Origin of the sequence: Paenibacillus sp. J14 (assembly GCF_000518465.1) — a bacterium.
In the GTDB taxonomy this organism is placed as follows: Bacteria; Bacillota; Bacilli; order Paenibacillales; family Paenibacillaceae; genus Fontibacillus; species Fontibacillus barengoltzii.
On the sequence record NZ_JADQ01000014.1, the window covers coordinates 46,362 to 64,459 of the forward strand.

Genomic DNA, 18,098 nt, shown 5'->3' on the forward strand with positions numbered 1-18,098 from the left:
ATTGTTATCAACGCTCTTTATTATATAGGATGCAACAAACCACGTACATGGATGCAATCACCGCAGAACCGTATTGATGTATTAATGCACATTTTTCACCGCGTTCCTCCCCTTGCCTCTATAATAGGATTGATTGGTTATTCTAGGATTGGACGAAGTCGGGTAACTTAAGTACAAAGGAGGGAACCGCTTGAAACCTCATCTGAAAGATTATATGGACCTAGGTGTATCCATGGTTAGAACCGGCGTGTTAGGTTACGGTGGCGGGCCTTCCGTCATCCCCTTGATCCGGCACGATGCCGTCAAGCGTTATCAGTGGCTGGGTGATGAAGAGTTTGGCGAAATTCTCGCCATTGCTAACGCTTTGCCCGGCCCTATTGCAACGAAGATGGCTGCCTACCTGGGCTATAAACGCAGGGGGATCCTGGGCGCGTCCTATGCAGTGATCATGCACATCTTACCTAGTGTCCTGGCGATGCTTCTGCTGCTCTCAGCTGTAAATCTTCTAGCGGGGTCTCGCGTCGTAAAAGGCATGATCGCCGCTGTCTCGCCCGTAATCGCCGTCATGCTCGGAGTGATGGCTTATGAGTTTGCGAAAAAAGGAATCAAAGGCCTCGGCATCATCGCCGGCATTCTGTTTATGCTTCTGGCTCTATTGCTGCTGGAGATCTTAGAAGTTCATCCAGCGCTCGTGATCGTGCTGTTCCTTGGCTATGGGGCTGTACATTTCCGAGCGATCGCACGTTTCCGCAACAAGCGGAAACGGCCGGACCGGGAAGGAGATCATCTATGATTGATTGGCTGAACTTGTTGATTGGCTTCCTGATCGCCAATCTGTTGGGCTATGGTGGAGGCCCCTCCTCCATCCCGTTAATGTACCAGGAGATCGTGCCCCACTACCATTGGTTGTCGGATGCGGAATTTTCCAATATGCTTGCCCTCGGTAACGCCTTACCAGGCCCCATCGCTACCAAAATCGCCGCCTACGTAGGCTTTGAGGTCGGCGGTTGGGTTGGCCTTGGACTCGCGTTGATAGGCACCGTGCTGCCCTCAGCAATTGGCCTCATTCTGCTGCTGCGCCTGCTTGCCAAATACCGCCAATCCAGCATCGTCAAAGGGATGACCTTGCTCGTGCAGCCGGTGATTGCGGTTATGATGATCACCCTCACGTGGCAGATGGCCAAGGAGCCCATGGGCACGATCGGCATCTGGCAGACGCTGGTGATCGCAGCCATCGCGTTCTGGGCAATGGAGCGCCGTAAAATTCATCCAGCCATTGTCATCGTAGCGGCGTTCATTTACGGTGGAGTAGTGCTCCAGCATTATGTTTAAGCGCGGTCTGTATCAATACACAAGCCCCTCGGTTCAGCGCGCCGTTGAAGGCTGACGCTGTCCGAAGGGCTTGCCCTTTCATTGCGCGATCTGGTCGCGAATGCTTTGCAATATTTTTTTCTCGAGCCTGGACACCTGAACCTGGGATATCCCAAGCCGGGTCGCCACCTCTGATTGGGTCTGGTCGCGATAGTACCTAAGGTACACGATAAGACGTTCCCGGTCGGTTAAGCCGTCGATCGCTTCATGTAGCGCCAGCTTGTCGAACCAGCGCTCCTGGGTCTCGTCAGCAATTTGATCCATCAGTGTGATCGGATCGCCATCATTTTCAAATACGGTTTCGTGAATGGATGCCGGCGGTTTGTTCGCCTCTTGGGCAAACACGACATCCTCGGGTGTAACACCCAGCTCATCGGCAACTTCCTTGACGGTTGGAAGCCGGCCCAGCTGTTTGGACAGTTCATCCTTCTTCTTGCGAACCTTGTTCGCCATCTCCTTCAATGAACGGCTGACCTTCAGCGTCCCGTCATCGCGCAGGAACCGCTGAATTTCCCCGATGATCATCGGCACCGCATACGTAGAAAACTTCACATCATAGCTGAGATCAAACTTGTCCACCGACTTCAGCAGGCCGATACAGCCGATTTGAAACAAATCCTCGGGTTCGTATCCCCGATTCATAAACCGCTGCACGACGGACCAGACAAGTCGAATGTTGCAGTTCACCAGCCGGTCTCTAGCAGCGTTGTCCCCGGATTGACTCAGGGCGATCAACCGTTTCACTTCCGTGTCGTCCAAAAACTCTCTCGAGATTTGCTTCACTTCGGCATCCATAGCTCCAACCCCTAATTGTATAAAGCTTTCTTGGATACAATCCGCTTCTTCATCCGAATGCGCGTGCCCCCGCCAATCTCGCTGGTCACATCGAATTCATCCATAAAATTTTCCATAATCGTAAAGCCCATCCCCGAGCGCTCCAGTTCCGGCTTCGACGTATAAAGCGGCTGCTTCGCCAATTCCACATCCTCAATACCTCGGCCTTGATCCTCGATGATCAAGGTCACCGTATCGCCCTCAATGGAAGCAGAGATGGTGACAATCCCTTCCGGGTTCCCGTCATATCCGTGGATGATGGAATTGGTGACCGCTTCCGAAACCACCGTCTTCAAGTCGGTGATTTCATCCATCGTAGGATCCAGCTGAGAAACGAAGGCAGCGACGGTCACCCGGGCAAACGATTCATTTTCGGACTTCGCGGCAAATTGAAGTTTCATGAAATTCCCGGCTTGATTCGCGTTGGTACTCACAGGGCCACCTCCAGTTCCGTCAGCGCCAGATCCTCGTTTTCGAAGATGGACATAATTTTAAACAATCCCGACATTTCCAGCAGTCGATATACCGGCGGGTTGACGTCACATACGACCATCTTCCCGCCCTTTTGCTTGATCAGCTTATATCTTCCGAGGATGACGCCGATGCCGGAGCTATCCATAAACTGCAGCTCTTTGAGGCTTAACACCAGATTGCGGCAGTTCCCGCGGGCGATTTCTTCATCCATCCGCATGCGGACGTTGTCCGCCGTATGATGATCCAATTCCCCGCTCAAGCGTACAATTAATGTCTCGCGGTGTCTTACCATTTCCACATGCAAATTCACGCCTGTTCACTCTCCTCCCTAGACATGAACACAACAATTCTACGACCTCAGGCCGGATTCCTGCCGCCTGACAAAACTAGAAGAAAAGCCCTATGAATCTACAAAAAACAAGTGTGCCGCGGTTCGCTTGAACAATGTCCACCAGCCGGCTTTATCAATGTCCGCAGGGGCGGTCAGCTCGAACTCTGTCAACGTGCGGCCATCCTGATAGACGACCAGCTTGCCGATCGTTTGACCGGCTTTAATCGGTGCTGCAAGCTTTTCTGGTGCGATCAACTTATGCGTGATGCTGTCTTGCTTCACACCCTTTTTGACCAGTACATTCAGCGGTTTGGCGGCGGTCAGCTCCAGCTGGGCGCTCATCCCCTTCTGCACCTTCACCTTGCCAATCGTTTCCCCGGCTTGATAAATCGGCAGCAACGCGTATTGCGAGAAGGCGTAATCGAACATCGCCGAGACTTCGCTGTTCCGCGTTTTAGTATTCGGCTCGCCCAGCACTACAGCGATCAGGCGAAGTCCGTCACGTTTTGCGGTAGCGGCCAGGCAGAACTTCGCTTCCGAGGTATAGCCGGTTTTCAGGCCGTCTGCCCCGCTGTAGAAGCGCACGAGTTTGTTCGTATTCACGAGCCAGAACGGCTTCTCGGTGCCTTGGCGCAAATAATCCTGATACGCCCCGGTATATTTCGTAATCTCCTCATGCTTCAGCAGCTCCCGGCTCATGATGGCGATATCGTAAGCTGAGCTATAATGGTCCGCCACCGGCAAGCCGTTGCAGTTCGCAAAATGCGTATCCTTGAGTCCCAGCTGCTGCGCTCGCTCGTTCATCATTTTGACGAAGGCTTTTTCCGAGCCGGCGATCTTCTCGGCAAGCGCCACGGACGCATCGTTCCCAGACGCCATAGCCACGCCCTTCAACAGCTCATCCACAGTCATCGTTTCGCCCGGCTCCAGAAAGATCTGCGAGCCGCCCATCGATGCCGCATATTCGCTTGTCGTCACCTTATCGGTCAGCTTCAGCGTGCCGTTATCGATCGCCTCCATGGTCAGCAACATCGTCATGATTTTGGTGATGCTGGCAGGTGGCAGCTTCTCATGACTCTTCTTCTCATAAATTACTGTGCCGGTATCGGCATCGATTAAGACGGCGGACAACGCATTTTCCGCCAATGCGATTTCATCATCCCCGTCATGCGGACCGCCATGATTAGCACTGGTGTAGGTCGGCCACACCGATACGGCCAATACGAACGCGGCAAACCAGGTCAACATCCGTCTTTTCAAGGTTTATCCTCCTTCTAGACATAAGTCTGGATTCTGCTAACCTAGTATCGGCATGAAAGAGGAATAATATTCCTGTGCAAAAAGAAAAAACGCCTTTTAGGCGTTTGATTTCTTTGGCGTAAATGCCCCAATCCTCTAAAATAAGAGAAGTTGATGGCCTTATTTTGATCATTTGAGGCGTATGTCCACACCCCGTCGTTTAGCCAAAATAAGGCCATATGATTCCGTTATCTTATGAATATGACTACGTCGTCTGCGTCCCTCGCTCAGAATCGCTTAATCCCGTCTGGCGTTACCAGTGCGAACACCAGCGGGCGACGCGGCACCTTCGTACTGGAAATGCCATACGCGTTAAGAATGCGCCGCTGTGCCTCCGCGAGGCCCGTCTCATGGCTGCGGTTCAGATGCAGCACCGCCAGCGTTTCGCCTGCCTCAACCGGATCGCCGATTTTCTTGCGCAGCTCTACGCCGGCAGCCAGATCAATGACGGATTCCTTCGTCTCCCGGCCCGCTCCGAGCATCATGGCGGCGAGGCCAATCTCCTCGGCCTGAATCGATTCAACATATCCGCCCGCAGTTGCCTTCACATCCACCTTCAGCTCTGCTTCAGGCAGCAGCTCTGGGCGGCCGATTTGCTCCGTGTTACCGCCCTGCGCCGCAACCATTTGCTTCAGCTTTTCCAGCGCTTGACCGCTCTTAATCTGCTCGGCTAGCATCGCCTTCGCCTCTTCCTCGCTTGATGCCTTGCCGCCGAGAATCAGCATATGGGACGCCAGAATCAGGCAGACCTCCTCGAGATCGGCCGGTCCATCCCCGCGCAGCGTTGCCACGGCTTCCTTGATCTCCAGCGCGTTGCCGATTGCATGGCCCAGCGGCTGGTCCATGTCACTAATCACGGCAACCGTGCGGCGTCCGACCTGCGTGCCGATATCCACCATGGCCTTGGCTAGACGGATCGAGTCCTCCAGCGTCTTCATGAACGCGCCGCTGCCGGTCTTAACGTCCAGCACGATGGCGTCCGCACCAGCAGCGATCTTCTTGCTCATGACGCTGCTGGCGATCAGCGGGATGGAATCGACCGTCGCGGTGACATCCCGCAGCGCATACAGCTTCTTGTCGGCTGGTGTCATATTGCCGCTTTGGCCGACGACCGCAAGGCCGATTTCGTTCACCTGGCGGAAAAATTGCTCCTTCGTAAGCTCCACAGAGAATCCGGAGATCGCTTCCAGCTTGTCGATCGTCCCGCCGGTATGCCCGAGCCCCCGGCCGGACATCTTCGCAACCGGTACGCCGGCGGCCGCCACAAGCGGGCCTAAGACGACGGTGGTTTTATCGCCAACTCCGCCCGTTGAATGCTTATCGACCTTAATGCCACGGATGGAGCTAAGGTCAATCGTATCTCCGGAACCGGCCATTGCCATCGTCAGGTCGGCCGTCTCCCGGGCGCTCATCCCTTGATAATAAACGGCCATCGCCCATGCGGACATTTGGTAATCGGGGATTTGCCCCTCGCTGTACCCTTTGACCAAGAAGGCGATTTCTTCGCTCGTCAGCTCCTGGCCGTCCCTTTTTTTACGGATCAGATCTACCGCTCTCATCGCTCCTTGCCTCCGTTCTTCTTAAGCTTCGCCAATCTCCGGGATAATGGACAACACAAGGCTTAGAAACTTCTCACGCACGCGCTCGGTCGTCTCCATAACCTCCTGATGGGACAACGGTTGGTCCAAAATACCTGCCGCCATGTTGCTGATGCAGGAAATCCCCAGCACCTCGATGCCAGCATGGCGGGCAACGATCGTTTCCGAAACCGTGGACATCCCGACGGCATCGGCACCCAGCGTCCGCAGCATGCGGATTTCCGCTGGCGTCTCATAGGTTGGGCCCAACAAGCCAGCATAGACGCCTTCTTGCAGAGGCACTCCCTTGTCGGCAGCGACTTTCCGTGCAATCTCGCGCAGACGACGGCTGTACGCTTGGGACATGTCCGGGAAGCGCGGCCCCAGCTCCTCGTCGTTTGGCCCTACCAACGGATTACGGCCTGTGAGATTCAAATGGTCGGAGATCAGCATCAGATCTCCCGGCTCATAGGATGTGTTGACCCCGCCAGCTGCATTCGTGACCAGCAGCGTTTTGACGCCCAGCTCCTTCATGACCCGTACCGGGAAAGCCGTCATCTCCGGCCCGTACCCTTCGTACATGTGGAAGCGGCCTTTCATAAGCACAACCGGCGTACCCTGTACCGTCCCGATCAACAGCTCGCCTGCATGTCCCTCAACCGTCGACTGAGGGAAAAACGGGATATCGCTGTAGTTGATGCTGACGGGCTCTTCAATATGATCGGCCAGTACGCCTAATCCAGAGCCCAGGATTAATCCTACCTTTGGCGTAAGCGCCGACCGGGAACGGATATAATCTGCTGCTTCCCGGATCATTCCAATGTTTAATGTCGTCGTCATATCGTAATCCTCCTGGTTCACAAGCTATAAATGACAGTTGAGCTTCTGCGCTTATACGAGTTCGTGTAAGAAGCTCTTTCCGTGCTCGGTGGCATGGACCCCGAAATTGTCGGCGATCGTTGCGGCCAAGTCGGCATACGTCGCACGGATGCCCAGGCTGCCCGGCTTCTTCAAGCTTGGCCCATAAACAAGCAATGGCACATATTCGCGAGTATGGTCCGTTCCGGCATGAATCGGGTCGTTACCGTGGTCAGCCGTAATGATCAGCAAGTCGTTCTCGCCTACATTTTTCAGCAAATCTGGTACTGCCGCATCAAACTCCTCCAGCGCACGAGCGTAGCCCTGCGGGTCACGGCGATGGCCGTACAAGGAGTCGAAATCCACCAGGTTCGTAAACAGCATGCCGGTGAAGTCCTGGCCGATCCGCTGCAGCGTTTCTTCAATTCCGTGCTGGTTGCTCTTCGTTGGATACGAAGCAGTAATTCCTTCCCCGGAGAAAATATCGCCGATCTTCCCGATGGCCACCACTTCCTTGCCGGCATTTTTCAGCGCGTTGAGTACGGTTGGTTCCGGCGGTTTCACCGCATAATCGTGGCGGTTTGGCGTACGTTGGAAGTTTCCTGGTTGACCAACAAACGGACGGGCGATAACGCGCCCAACGGAATGCTCCGGCTCCAGCGTCAGCCGACGAGCGATTTCGCAAGCCCGGTACAGCTCTGGCAGCGGAATGATCTCTTCATGGGCTGCAATTTGAAATACGCTGTCCGCCGAAGTGTAGACGATCCAGCTTCCGGTTTTCATATGCTCTTCGCCGAGCTCCACCAAAATTTCCGTACCGGAGGCTGGCTTGTTGCCAATAATTTTACGTCCCGTTTCCTGCTCGAAGCGAGCGATCAAATCGCGCGGGAAGCCATTCGGATACGTTTGGAACGGCGTTTCAATCTTCAGGCCCATCAATTCCCAGTGGCCGGTCATTGTATCTTTGCCCGCAGAGATCTCTGCCATTTTCCCGAAGTAAGCGAGCGGCTCGTCCACCGGATCCAGATTCGGCAGCGCCGCGATATTGCCAAGTCCTAATTTTTGCAAGTTCGGCAGCTTCGTACCGGGTACGGTTTGCAAAATATGCCCCAAGGTATGTGCACCTTCGTCACCAAATTTTTTGGCGTCCGGCAGTTCACCGATCCCCACGCTGTCGAGGACGATGACGGTCATTTTTCTAAAACGATTTCCGTTTTCCATCTTCTATCACTCCTTTAATCTATGCAGCTTTAGTTATCCCTTCCCAGAAGGGAAACCATTCTAATGATCCTTCGGTTCCCCTTCATGAACGGCTTCCGGCGCTTTCGCCTCCCGCATGGCCCGCGGATGAAAGGCGTCGTAAACCGTCTTCAGATTGGACCTTGAACGACTTACATACATTTGAATTGTGGAGGCATCGGAATGCCCGAGCAGCTCCTGGACCGACCTCACGTCCGCTCCCCGCTCCAATAGATGGACGGCGAAGGAATGACGCAAGGTATGCGGCGTAATATCGGCCGTGATCCCGGCTTCCTGGCCATATTTCTTCATTATCTTCCAGAAACCTTGCCGGCTAATCCGCCCGCCCCGACGATTCGGAAAAAGAGCCGGGTTCTCCTTATCCTCCAAAATCAGACGGCTGCGTCCTTCCCTTAAATACATATCAAGCCATTCCGCGGTGACTTCTCCAAACGGAAGAATGCGTTCCTTCCCTCGATCCCCGGTGCACCTAAGAAAGTGAAGCTCCAGGTTCACATCGTTCTGGTTGAGCGCGATCAGCTCGGAAACGCGGATGCCGGTTGCATAGAGCAGCTCAAGCATCGCCTTGTCCCTTAAGCCTAATGGTGTGTCGGGCTTTGGGGCCTCCAGCAGCCGTTCGGTTTCCTCTACGGTGAGGGTTTGCGGCGGTTTTTTTTCGACTTTGGGCACCTCCAACATGATGAAGGGATCCTGGTCAATCCGCCGTTCCTGCAGTAAATACCGAAAGAAAGCGCGAAGGGTGACAGATACGCGTTGAATCGTTGCCGGCGCCTTGCCGAGATCTTTCAAGTAAGCGAAATAGAGCAAGATGCCCGCACGAGTCACTTGGCGGTAATCGCTGACCTGCTTCGATTGCAAATAGCTTATGTACTGCTTGAGATCCCGCGCATAGGACTCCCGCGTTGCTTCACTTAATGCCCGTTGCCCGGCCAAAAACGAAATAAAAGAGGCCGCATCCCTTTCCATGCGCTGCGCCTCCTTTCCTGGTTATCAAATGCAATATCCTCAGCCATCCGCCTTGATTACTATTTCCACACTCTTGCTAAATTTCCCTGCTGTCCAGCTAATGAACTACTCTCCATACCAGAAAAATAACTTCAGCCGCTCCGTCATGTTCTCCATCATGTTATTTCCGGGTACGCCTTCATAAAATACTTTCACCGCAGAGCCTTCGGGTACGCGGTACTTGTCCTCACGAAAGAGAACATCGTCCAGCAGTCCTAACGCCTTATAAAAAGTATACGCAAGAGCAACAAACAGGATCAAATATTTCCCTGTTCTGAGCCATTTTCGAAGCGAGATGACCATGAACCCCATCCTCTCTATCATTGGTGGAGGCGCCTGCTTGTCTGCTAGGACACCCTATGTATTAAGTATATAGAGAGAGACTAGGGAGTATGCGGAAATGACTTCATAGATGATGCGGCTTACGCGGCGTTCCCTCGTGCAAGGCAACGTAAAAAGCTCCCTACGGCAGGGCCGTAAAGAGCTCGGCTTAACGAAGTTATTTCTTATTGTCTGTTCCAGGCGAATCGTTGTTCTTGTCCTTGCATCGGTAACAAATGCCTTGAAAATCCAACCGGTGATCGAGCACCGTAAAATTGAATTCCTTCTCCAAGCGTTCCTCGAGCGGTCCAAGCCAATCCTCGCGAATTTCATCCATTGCCCCACACTGAACACAGATCAAATGGTGGTGATGATGTTTAGTCGTATCGGTACGCAAGTCGTACCGGGCTACACCGTCGCCGAAGTTGATCTTCTCCACAACGTGAAGCTCGCTGAGCAATTCCAATGTTCGATAGACCGTGGCCAGGCCGATCTCCGGTGCCTTGTCTTTGACGAGCATGAAAACATCTTCCGCACTCAGATGATCATCTTCATTTTCGAGCAAAACGCGTACCGTGGCTTCCCGCTGGGGCGTCAATTTGTAACCGTGGGATTGTAACTGCTGTTTGATTTTTTCGATCTTTGCTTCCATGTTATCCCTCCCCCAGCCTTGCCGCACATCCAATAAGTTCATGACCACTTCTTTCATTATAGGGGGAGATATTCAACAAAGTCAAACATTTTGGTAGATTGCAAAATCTGAGGGAATCCTTATCACCAGGATGTTTTAAAAATTAGTAGAACGTGCTAGAAAAAACGAATATCCCCCGTCCAGGCCAGCAGCCAGGTGCGGGGGATGTATTTTTCTACACAGGCACAAACTCATGCAATCAACGGCGTCACCCAACTCATCATCACCGGCGTCACCCATGTCTCGAACGAGGAGATGGCAAGCAGCGCCACTGCCATGGCCAACGTCAGCCCTGTATACGACAGGAAAGGCCGGGTAGCCTGGCCGGGACGGCTCATCAACACACGCGAGCGAATGATGTTGAGCGAGAAGCTCACCGCTGCGACGCTGGCGATCAGCAGGGCTGGAATCACAATCAGATTATGCGGCGCTACGGAAACGAGGGAAAACAGCAGCCCCTTCCATGTATATTGGCCAACCAAATAGCCGACGGTGAAGCCAATTAATACCCCTTTTAAAAAATCGAGAATCAAGATCCCCGGAAGCCCAATTACGGATAATCCCAACAGCCAGATCAGACCTAGCCATTTTAGATGTAACCCGGCAACTTGCCAGAACGTCATCGGTTGAAATTCGGACCCGCCTTCGTTGATCGATAGAAAGAAATCACCTAAAAATCGGGAGATATCCTGTTGTTGTTCCAATGTTAATGCGTTGACCATGAGCGCACCGAATACGACGCCCATTAAAAACAGCACGGAAACAAAAACATATAGCGGCGTTTGATCTTTAAGCGCATGGCGAATTGGGTGCAGCATCGAGTTTTGCCTCCTAGCTTGTTCTATAAGGTCTTATCTTATCCCTATGAACTAGCCTCCCTGTTTATGCCTTCCGCATGTCGAGACCGCCGCCGCTAGATTAAGATTTTTTCACTTTGCCGTATATTCCCCCGCCGCCTGCACTAAGTTCGAGCCTGCCGCTGCGGGCCATGCCAATAAGCTGGGCCAGATCCATACCCACCGCCTCAGCCAGTTCCTCCTCTGGCACGTGATGCAAAATGTTCATCTCCGTGCCGAACCTGTCCAGCAGCAGCTCTAATTTTGCCGGTCCCAGGCCCGGGATAAACTCCAGGGGAACTTGGTAATGATACGGCGGACGATACCGCGGTACACTGGGTTCCGCGCGATCGGCGATCGAGCGAATGCGGTCCAGCACGCCTCGCACCAGCTTCGGGCTGCCGCAATAGGGACATCGTTCTACATTAGCTTCGGCCTCATCGATGATATAGTTACAGTTGCTGCAGTATGTTCGATGATATTTGCCAAGACGCGGATTTAGTCCGTAGTTGCCGGCCACCAACCGCCCCTCTTCACGCCGAAGAGCCTTCACGAATTCATGATAACTCGCTTCCTTCAAGCGCAGTTCATTATACTCCCGACCGATTTTGCCCAGCGAATGTGCGTCGGAATTGGTTAAAATCGGAAAAGGATCAAGCTCACTGATCAATCCGGCCATCTCCGTATCCGCGCTGAGCCCCAGCTCCACCGCGCTGATCAGGGAGAGATCCAGCACATTCGACATTCGAGGAGCGCAGCTTCCGTAAATGCTGCGATGCGGCGTGAAAATATGGGCCGGAATGATCATACCGCCGCGGGCATACACCTCTTCCTGCAGCGTAACCGCCGGAGCGTACACGCGCTGCGAGCTTAACCCCACATTTTTCATTCTTGCTTTCAGCCATTCAGTAAAGCCGCGAATCGTCTCCAGGTGTGGGAAAAAAGCAAGCAAATGCGCCGGCCCCATCCCCGGTTCTCGGATTTCCAGTTCACATCCCAGCAGAATCGTCGTCCCTTGATAGGCGATGCCGCCCTCCTTCAGCTCCTGCATTTCCCCCTGCTCCAGGCACCGGTCGATATCCTCTTGCACCCCTGGGGCATGACAGTCAATGATACCAACCAACCCGATCCCTTTGCGCTTTGCAGCCTCCTTGGCGATCCCGGCAAAGGTCAGATCACGGCTGCCGCTGATCTTCACCGGCTCCCCTCGCCCGGTTCGTCCGATGTGAATATGCAAATCGGCGAATACGGTCGTAAGCTCGGCCGAGGTGGTCGTGGAACTTGAGATCATAATCTTGCCCCTGCCTGTTCGCGCACAACCTTCAGCTGCCAGATATACACTGCCAGAATCGTTTTGGCATCCGCAATCCGCCCCTCCGAAATGAGGTCAAGCGCCTCCTCCAGCGTCACTTCCTGAACTTCAAGGAATTCGTCCGCATCCAGCGACATCTCTCCCGGACTCAACTGCTCGGCCAAGTAGAGATGAATGATTTCATCTGCGAACCCCGGCGAAGTGTAAAAGGAGTGCAAATGAATCAATTTATCGCAGCGATACCCGGTCTCCTCCTGCAGCTCACGGACCGCTGCCTCCGCAGGATCTTCGCCTGGCTCCAATTTACCCGCCGGAATCTCTAATTCACATCGGCCCATCGCTTGGCGATATTGGTCCACCAGCAACAAACGTCCCTCATGCACCGCCAGCACAGCAACCGCACCCGGATGCTTCACAATTTCACGGGTTGCCGTCGTGCCGTCCGGCAGTTTGACAGTATCCAATTGCAAGGAGATCACTCTCCCCTGGAAGATCGACTCTGTGGAAACCGTGGTTTCCTTTAATTTATCGTTAGCCGCCATTTCTTGTTCCTCCCTTAATCGTGTCATCAACCGTTCCAATCATACATAACTTGTCCACACGAGACATATGGTGTTATTATACCAAACCGTTCGGAAAGGAGCCCCCTTATGAAAAGCTATTTTACGGAAGACCGTGTACGCGCTCAGGGTAAAGCTTGGCAGATTCGCCTTCTGCTGTCCCAATGGAAAAAAGAATCAGGACGTGACGTAAAAATCACGGATTTGATTCATTCCTATCAAAATAGTTATTCAGTTAAGGGAAAATCGGTTAATAAAAGGAGGGGGTGAAAAATGCGCAGTCCTACCGGACAGCTTAAAAATATGGGAAAACTCGTAGAAATGATCCAGAATGCCGTATCCACAGGTCGGATTGACGTTGCTGAACAGCTAGCGGGGCAGATGGACAACTATTTGCTTAGCGAGCTGATCCAGTCTTTATATAAAGAAGGTTATGTCGCACTAGCCAAAGAACGGCTGCTGCAGATCGAACCTCGGTTGCTTCGCGAGCCCACTCCCCCCTTCTTGGAGCTAAGTCTGATTTGGGCAGAGATTTGTTATGATGAGAGAAATTACGAAGAAGCCGCTCCCATCTTTGAAGCACTTGCTGAGCAGAATCCCGATTTCGCAGCAGCTCGTTTCGGTGCAGCCTCCTGTTACTTGCAACTCGCGATCACCAATCTCGAGCGACGAATCCAACTGTATCACCCGCCAAAATATGAGCAGGAGAAAATATGCAAATATTTAGACGATTTCCACCAAGCTCTGAACTTGATTCAAGCTTCAGGCTGGCATACCAAGTGGAGTACTACGCAGGTTCGTCACTTCCCGGCCAAATCGTCTACTCGGCTGCATTAATGTGAATTAATGGTAGAGAATATACAAAATAAAACCCGGTGCGCATTGGTCGCACCGGGCATTCTGACATTCTTTAAGGGATCAAGAGGAGGATACCGATTGGCGTACGATCTCCAGCGCAAACTGCGCTGTTTTTACGAGATCGTCCTTCTTGATTCTTTCGCTGGTCGTATGGATGTCCTCATAGCCGATCGCCAAATTCACCGTTGGAATCCCCAGGCTATTAAAGACATTCGCGTCGCTGCCGCCGCCGGTCGTAAACGTCGTTCCCGCAAGCCCGAGCGCAGCCGCCGCTTGCTTGGCGATCCGCAGCACAGGGGCTTCCTCCGGGATCCGGAATGCCCGATACAGCACCTCGCTGCGGAATTCTCCCTTGGCTCCAAAGTCGCGGCATGCGGATTCCATCGCTTCCTTCATGTCCTGAAGCTGCTTGTCGACCTTCTCTTGGGACATGCTGCGTGCTTCGCCATATAAGATGACGTGATCCGGTACGATGTTCGTCGCACCGCCGCCTTCAAACTTGCCGATGTTAGCGGTTGTCTCTGCGTCAATACGCCCGAGCTTCATACGTGCCAACGCCTTGCCCGCGACCTGAATTGCGCTGATGCCGTCTTCCGGATTGACACCGGCATGAGCCGCTTTGCCGTAAATCTCGATTTCTACTCGCGCCTGTGTGGGAGCGCCGATGCAAATCGTGCCTACTTCACCGCCGGTGTCGATCGCGAACCCGAACTTCGCATCAACATACTGTGCCTCCAGCGCCCGTGCCCCGCGCAGGCTCGATTCCTCGCCAGCCGAGATGACAAACTGGATTTGTCCGTGTGGAATTTGCTTCTCCTGAAGAACTTGAATCAGCTCCAGCAGCACCGCTACACCCGCTTTGTCGTCCGCTCCAAGGATCGTCGTGCCGTCGCTGCGAATCCATCCGTCCTCCCCAACAATCGGTTTAATCCCTTTGCCCGGAGTAACGGTATCCATGTGGCAGGTGAACAGGAAGGGTTCCGCGGACACGCCTTCACTAGCTTTCAGCGTAGCGATCAGGTTCCCGGCGCCATGTCCCGTCTCTGCCGCCGAACCGTCCTCTACAACGTCCAGTCCCAATTCGCTGAATTTCTGTTTTAACACATCGGCTATTTGGCGCTCGTGTTTCGTTTCGCTGTCCACCTGCACCAGCTCCAGAAATTGTCCGATGAGGCGTTCCTCGTTAATCATTGGACTTTCCTCGCTTTCTTCGATACGATAATAAGAGTGAGAATAATATACGTTTAAGTCAAAGGAGTTACCATGATGCGCAAAAATACAATGAGAATCGTCGTATATTTGATGTTGTTTGCCATGCTGGCTTCAACGCTGATCGCTTTCCTAGAACCCTTCTTCATTCGCTAACCAACCCGCTTTGGGGGCTGCTTAAGCCTCGACCCAAGCCCCCGAACGCCCAAATATCGCGTTAAACTTCGGAACGATTTCCCTTGCGACTTGCTCAACCGTAAATGAGCGGCCAGTCACGTCTTCGAGCGAGGTCACCCCGTATTCTTGAATCCCGCAAGGTATTATTCCGCGAAAGCCTTCCTCTTGAATACCAGACTTCACATTAAAAGCAAAGCCGTGGCTCGTAATAAAACCTCGATGATGCCTGCATTTGTTGAACTTGACGCCAATCGCACAAATTTTCACGTCACCAACCCACACTCCGGTATATTCCGGTTTACGTGAGCCTTCGATGCCAAACTCGGCCAAATAATCGATAATCACCTGCTCCAGCTGGCGCAAATACCCGTGCAAATCCAGCCCGCGCCCGGCCTCTAACCGAAGCAGCGGATAGCCAACTAGCTGCCCGGGGCCATGGTATGTAATATCTCCCCCGCGATCGATTTCAAACACAGCAATGCCCCGCTCCTGCAGTTGCTCAGGGCTTAGGAGCAAATGTTCAGGATGGTTTTGGGAGCCTATCGTATAGGTCGGCGGATGCTGCAACAGCAGCAGGTGTTCTCCCTGCTGCTGTGCATCCATCTCTTTAATGAGCCGTTTCTGCAAATCCCAGGCTTCCCCATATTCCATCATCGGATAATAGCGTACTGTCAAGCCTTCGTTCATCGCATTGTCGCCTCGATTCTTATGTTACGTTCAATATACCTGCGTGTCCAAATTGTAGCTTTCCATATTTTCCTTCACCCGCTGCATAAAGCGGCCGCAAATTACACCGTCCAAAATCCGGTGGTCCAAGGACAGGCACAGATTAGCCATCGAACGGACGGCAATCATATCGTTGATCACAACCGGCCGCTTCACGATCGACTCAAACGTCAGAATCGCGGCTTGCGGGTAATTGATAATCGGTTGCGTCAAAATGGAACCAAAGGAACCGGTATTGTTCACCGTAAACGTGCCGCCCTGCATGTCTTCCAGCTTCAACTTGCCGGAGCGGACCTTCGTTGCCAGCTCCTCGATTTCCCGTGCCAGACCTGCGATATTTTTCTGATCGGCCTTCTTGATGACCGGCGTCAGTACCGAATCCTCGGTCCCAACGGCAAGGGAGATATTGATATCGCGTTTGACGATGATCTTGTCCACAGCCCATACCGAGTTCATGATCGGATAATCCTTGATGGCTCCTACAACCGCCTTCAGCAGGAAAGCCAGGTACGTCAGATTGACGCCTTCCTTCTGCATAAACTCCTGCTTGATCTTGTTACGCAGCTGGACCAGGTTGGTCACGTCGACCTCGATCATCATCCAGCCGTGTGGAATTTCCGACACACTTTGGCGCATCCGGGTTGCGATCGTGTTGCGGATCGGGGTTACGTCGATAAAATACTCGGAACGGTCGCCCCCTTCCACCTCGATGGTTGGGATCGGCGGGTTCTCCGTCAAGTGCAAGCCGGAATGACGCACCGGACCCGGAGCATCGTTGATCACGGCCGGGATCACGCGCTGCGACACCGGTGTAGCTGAAGACGCTGCTGGCGCTGACTGCAGCGGCACGGACGGTGCAGCAGCCGTCGTTGCTGCCGGTGCTGGTGGCGCAGCAACACTGCCGCGGCCGCCTTGCTCGATGTAAGCCAGCACATCCTTCCGCGTAATCCGTCCGCCAAGCCCCGTGCCCGTAATTTGCCGCAGATCAATCCCGTGTTGGGCAGCTAACGTCTGCACGGCCGGCGAATACCGGTGGCGCTGCGACTGATCGGGCTGTTCCCCCGCACTTGCCGCGCCGGCAGCAGAACGGGCAGCTTCATTCACCGCTGAGTCGCCGGCTGGCGCATCAGCAGCCGCGTTCGCCGTCTCGATCCGACAGATCACGGCACCAACCTGAACCTCTTGCCCTTCTTCTGCTAGCAGCTCGCCCATTACACCGTCGACCGTCGAAGGGATTTCCGCATTAACTTTGTCCGTAATAACCTCAAGGATCGGCTCGTATTGTTCAACGGGATCCCCCGGCTTCTTCAGCCATTTCCCGATCGTCGCCGAGACAAGCGATTCGGCGAGCTGGGGTAATTGCACGTCTATCAATGTTTTATTGGATGACATTCGTATCCTCACTCCCAATCAATAAAGCGCCAATTGAAGCATCGCTTCTTTGACCTTATCTTTGCTAAGCATAAAGAACTTCTCCATCGGAGGGCTAATCGGCATCGCCGGAACGTCCGGTCCGCACAGTCTTGCAATCGGAGCATCCAACTCGAACAAGCACTCTTCAGAAATAATCGCCGATACTTCTGCACCAATACCGCCGGTTTTATTATCCTCATGGATAATTAGGACCTTGCCTGTCTTGCGGGCAGCCTCAATAATAGCTTCGCGGTCCAGAGGCTGCAGCGTGCGCAAATCAAGAATGTGGGAGCTGATCCCTTGCTCTGCCGCCAGCTCTTCCGCAGCCTGCATCGCAAAATGCAGCGGCAAGCTGTAGCTTATAACCGTAATGTCATCGCCTTCCCGCAGCACCTTCGCTTTGCCGATCGGAACGATATAATCGTCCTCCGGCACCTCTTCCTTGATGAGCTTATAACATTTCTTATTCTCAAAGAACAACACCGGATCGGGGTCGCGGATCGCTGCCTTCAGCAAGCCTTTGGCATCATAAGCGGAATAAGGGGCAACGATCTTCAGCCCCGGGGTACCGAAGAAAATCGATTCCGGACATTGGGAATGGTACAACCCGCCAAAAATCCCGCCGCCGATTGGAGCGCGGACCACAACCGGGCAATTCCAGTCGTTGTTGGAACGATAGCGAATTTTCGCCGCTTCGTTAATAATCTGGTTCGTCGCCGGCAGCATAAAGTCCGAATATTGCATTTCTGCGATCGGCTTCAGACCATACATCGCTGCACCAATCGCAACACCGGCAATGGCCGATTCCGCCAGCGGCGTATCGATGACGCGCATTTCACCGAACTGCTCCTGCAGCCCTTTCGTTGTGGTGAACACGCCGCCCTTAACGCCGACGTCTTCCCCCAGAACAAACACGCTTTCGTCCCGCTCCATTTCTTCCTTCATGGCCAGACGAATCGCGTCGATATATTCCATCACCGGCATGA

The 18,098-nt window shown here is 53.4% G+C and carries 22 protein-coding genes; 5 read left to right on the top strand and 17 right to left on the bottom strand.

Translation table 11 applies throughout. The annotated features are described in order from the left end of the window. Nucleotides 1–214: 214 nt before the first annotated feature. The gene (locus M891_RS0107285) at nt 215–793 is read left to right on the top strand and encodes a chromate transporter (RefSeq protein WP_028538351.1); all 579 of its coding nucleotides are present in this window, start codon (nt 215–217) and stop codon (nt 791–793) included. Beyond that, a complete protein-coding gene (locus M891_RS0107290; RefSeq protein WP_016311743.1) occupies nt 790–1,332 on the top strand; it encodes a chromate transporter in 543 nt (180 codons plus the stop codon). The genes M891_RS0107285 and M891_RS0107290 overlap by 4 nt, the downstream gene beginning before the upstream one ends. 78 nt (nt 1,333–1,410) lie before the next feature. Here M891_RS0107290 and sigF read toward each other — a convergent pair whose 3' ends face one another. The 13 genes from sigF to M891_RS0107355 form a co-directional block, all read right to left on the bottom strand. Then, on the bottom strand, nt 1,411–2,166 hold the full coding sequence (gene sigF, locus M891_RS0107295) for an RNA polymerase sporulation sigma factor SigF (RefSeq protein ID WP_009225823.1): 756 nt from the start codon (nt 2,164–2,166) through the stop codon (nt 1,411–1,413). A gap of 11 nt (nt 2,167–2,177) precedes the next feature. Next, nucleotides 2,178–2,606: an anti-sigma F factor gene (gene spoIIAB / locus M891_RS0107300; protein ID WP_036624713.1), complete on the bottom strand. Its 429-nt coding sequence runs from the start codon at nt 2,604–2,606 to the stop codon at nt 2,178–2,180. A 29-nt stretch (nt 2,607–2,635) separates the two neighbouring features. Next, on the bottom strand, nt 2,636–2,989 hold the full coding sequence (gene spoIIAA, locus M891_RS0107305) for an anti-sigma F factor antagonist (protein WP_009225821.1): 354 nt from the start codon (nt 2,987–2,989) through the stop codon (nt 2,636–2,638). A 90-nt stretch (nt 2,990–3,079) separates the two neighbouring features. Beyond that, nucleotides 3,080–4,270: a D-alanyl-D-alanine carboxypeptidase family protein gene (locus M891_RS0107310; protein ID WP_009225820.1), complete on the bottom strand. Its 1,191-nt coding sequence runs from the start codon at nt 4,268–4,270 to the stop codon at nt 3,080–3,082. A gap of 266 nt (nt 4,271–4,536) precedes the next feature. Next, the gene (locus tag M891_RS0107315; RefSeq protein ID WP_028538352.1) at nt 4,537–5,868 is read right to left on the bottom strand and encodes a pyrimidine-nucleoside phosphorylase; all 1,332 of its coding nucleotides are present in this window, start codon (nt 5,866–5,868) and stop codon (nt 4,537–4,539) included. 21 nt (nt 5,869–5,889) lie between these two features. Beyond that, nucleotides 5,890–6,726, bottom strand: coding sequence for a purine-nucleoside phosphorylase (locus M891_RS0107320; RefSeq protein WP_028538353.1), 837 nt, complete (start codon nt 6,724–6,726; stop codon nt 5,890–5,892). Nucleotides 6,727–6,777: 51 nt separating this feature from the next. Beyond that, on the bottom strand, nt 6,778–7,965 hold the full coding sequence (deoB, locus tag M891_RS0107325) for a phosphopentomutase (protein ID WP_028538354.1): 1,188 nt from the start codon (nt 7,963–7,965) through the stop codon (nt 6,778–6,780). A gap of 60 nt (nt 7,966–8,025) precedes the next feature. Then, the gene (gene xerD, locus M891_RS23465) at nt 8,026–8,970 is read right to left on the bottom strand and encodes a site-specific tyrosine recombinase XerD (protein WP_036699632.1); all 945 of its coding nucleotides are present in this window, start codon (nt 8,968–8,970) and stop codon (nt 8,026–8,028) included. Between the two features lie 105 nt (nt 8,971–9,075). Further along, nucleotides 9,076–9,333 carry a DUF4227 family protein gene (locus M891_RS0107335; protein WP_016311736.1) on the bottom strand — a complete coding sequence of 86 codons (258 nt, stop codon included), beginning with the start codon at nt 9,331–9,333 and terminating at the stop codon, nt 9,076–9,078. A 175-nt stretch (nt 9,334–9,508) separates the two neighbouring features. Beyond that, nucleotides 9,509–9,982 (bottom strand): ferric iron uptake transcriptional regulator, encoded by a 474-nt coding sequence (gene fur / locus M891_RS0107340; RefSeq protein WP_009225814.1) that lies wholly within the window; start codon nt 9,980–9,982, stop codon nt 9,509–9,511. A gap of 230 nt (nt 9,983–10,212) precedes the next feature. Beyond that, nucleotides 10,213–10,836 (bottom strand): stage II sporulation protein M, encoded by a 624-nt coding sequence (gene spoIIM / locus M891_RS0107345; protein ID WP_374700816.1) that lies wholly within the window; start codon nt 10,834–10,836, stop codon nt 10,213–10,215. Nucleotides 10,837–10,939: 103 nt separating this feature from the next. Beyond that, the gene (locus tag M891_RS0107350) at nt 10,940–12,148 is read right to left on the bottom strand and encodes an endonuclease Q family protein (protein WP_028538357.1); all 1,209 of its coding nucleotides are present in this window, start codon (nt 12,146–12,148) and stop codon (nt 10,940–10,942) included. Further along, a complete protein-coding gene (locus tag M891_RS0107355) occupies nt 12,145–12,711 on the bottom strand; it encodes an NUDIX hydrolase (protein ID WP_084628835.1) in 567 nt (188 codons plus the stop codon). Before M891_RS0107355 ends, M891_RS0107350 begins: the two co-directional genes overlap by 4 nt. A 108-nt stretch (nt 12,712–12,819) precedes the next feature. On the opposite strand from M891_RS0107355, the gene mciZ reads away from it, so the two are divergent. Beyond that, entirely contained in the window at nt 12,820–12,999 is a 180-nt protein-coding gene (mciZ, locus tag M891_RS23470; protein ID WP_036699636.1) for a Z-ring formation inhibitor MciZ, read from the top strand. A gap of 3 nt (nt 13,000–13,002) precedes the next feature. Then, nucleotides 13,003–13,566, top strand: coding sequence for a tetratricopeptide repeat protein (locus tag M891_RS0107365; RefSeq protein WP_028538359.1), 564 nt, complete (start codon nt 13,003–13,005; stop codon nt 13,564–13,566). 81 nt (nt 13,567–13,647) lie between these two features. Here M891_RS0107365 and M891_RS0107370 read toward each other — a convergent pair whose 3' ends face one another. Continuing rightward, nucleotides 13,648–14,778, bottom strand: coding sequence for a M20/M25/M40 family metallo-hydrolase (locus M891_RS0107370; RefSeq protein ID WP_028538360.1), 1,131 nt, complete (start codon nt 14,776–14,778; stop codon nt 13,648–13,650). A gap of 75 nt (nt 14,779–14,853) precedes the next feature. On the opposite strand from M891_RS0107370, the gene prli42 reads away from it, so the two are divergent. After that, nucleotides 14,854–14,952: a stressosome-associated protein Prli42 gene (gene prli42 / locus M891_RS25265; protein WP_127575074.1), complete on the top strand. Its 99-nt coding sequence runs from the start codon at nt 14,854–14,856 to the stop codon at nt 14,950–14,952. Nucleotides 14,953–14,973: 21 nt separating this feature from the next. Here the strand turns inward: prli42 and lipB are convergent, their stop codons facing one another. The 3 genes from lipB to M891_RS0107390 are packed head-to-tail and all read right to left on the bottom strand — an operon-like array spanning nt 14,974 to nt 18,096. Further along, nucleotides 14,974–15,660, bottom strand: coding sequence for a lipoyl(octanoyl) transferase LipB (gene lipB / locus M891_RS0107380; protein ID WP_028538361.1), 687 nt, complete (start codon nt 15,658–15,660; stop codon nt 14,974–14,976). A gap of 30 nt (nt 15,661–15,690) precedes the next feature. Further along, on the bottom strand, nt 15,691–17,091 hold the full coding sequence (locus M891_RS0107385; protein WP_028538362.1) for a dihydrolipoamide acetyltransferase family protein: 1,401 nt from the start codon (nt 17,089–17,091) through the stop codon (nt 15,691–15,693). An 18-nt stretch (nt 17,092–17,109) separates the two neighbouring features. After that, nucleotides 17,110–18,096 carry an alpha-ketoacid dehydrogenase subunit beta gene (locus M891_RS0107390; protein ID WP_016311726.1) on the bottom strand — a complete coding sequence of 329 codons (987 nt, stop codon included), beginning with the start codon at nt 18,094–18,096 and terminating at the stop codon, nt 17,110–17,112. Nucleotides 18,097–18,098: the final 2 nt, after the last annotated feature.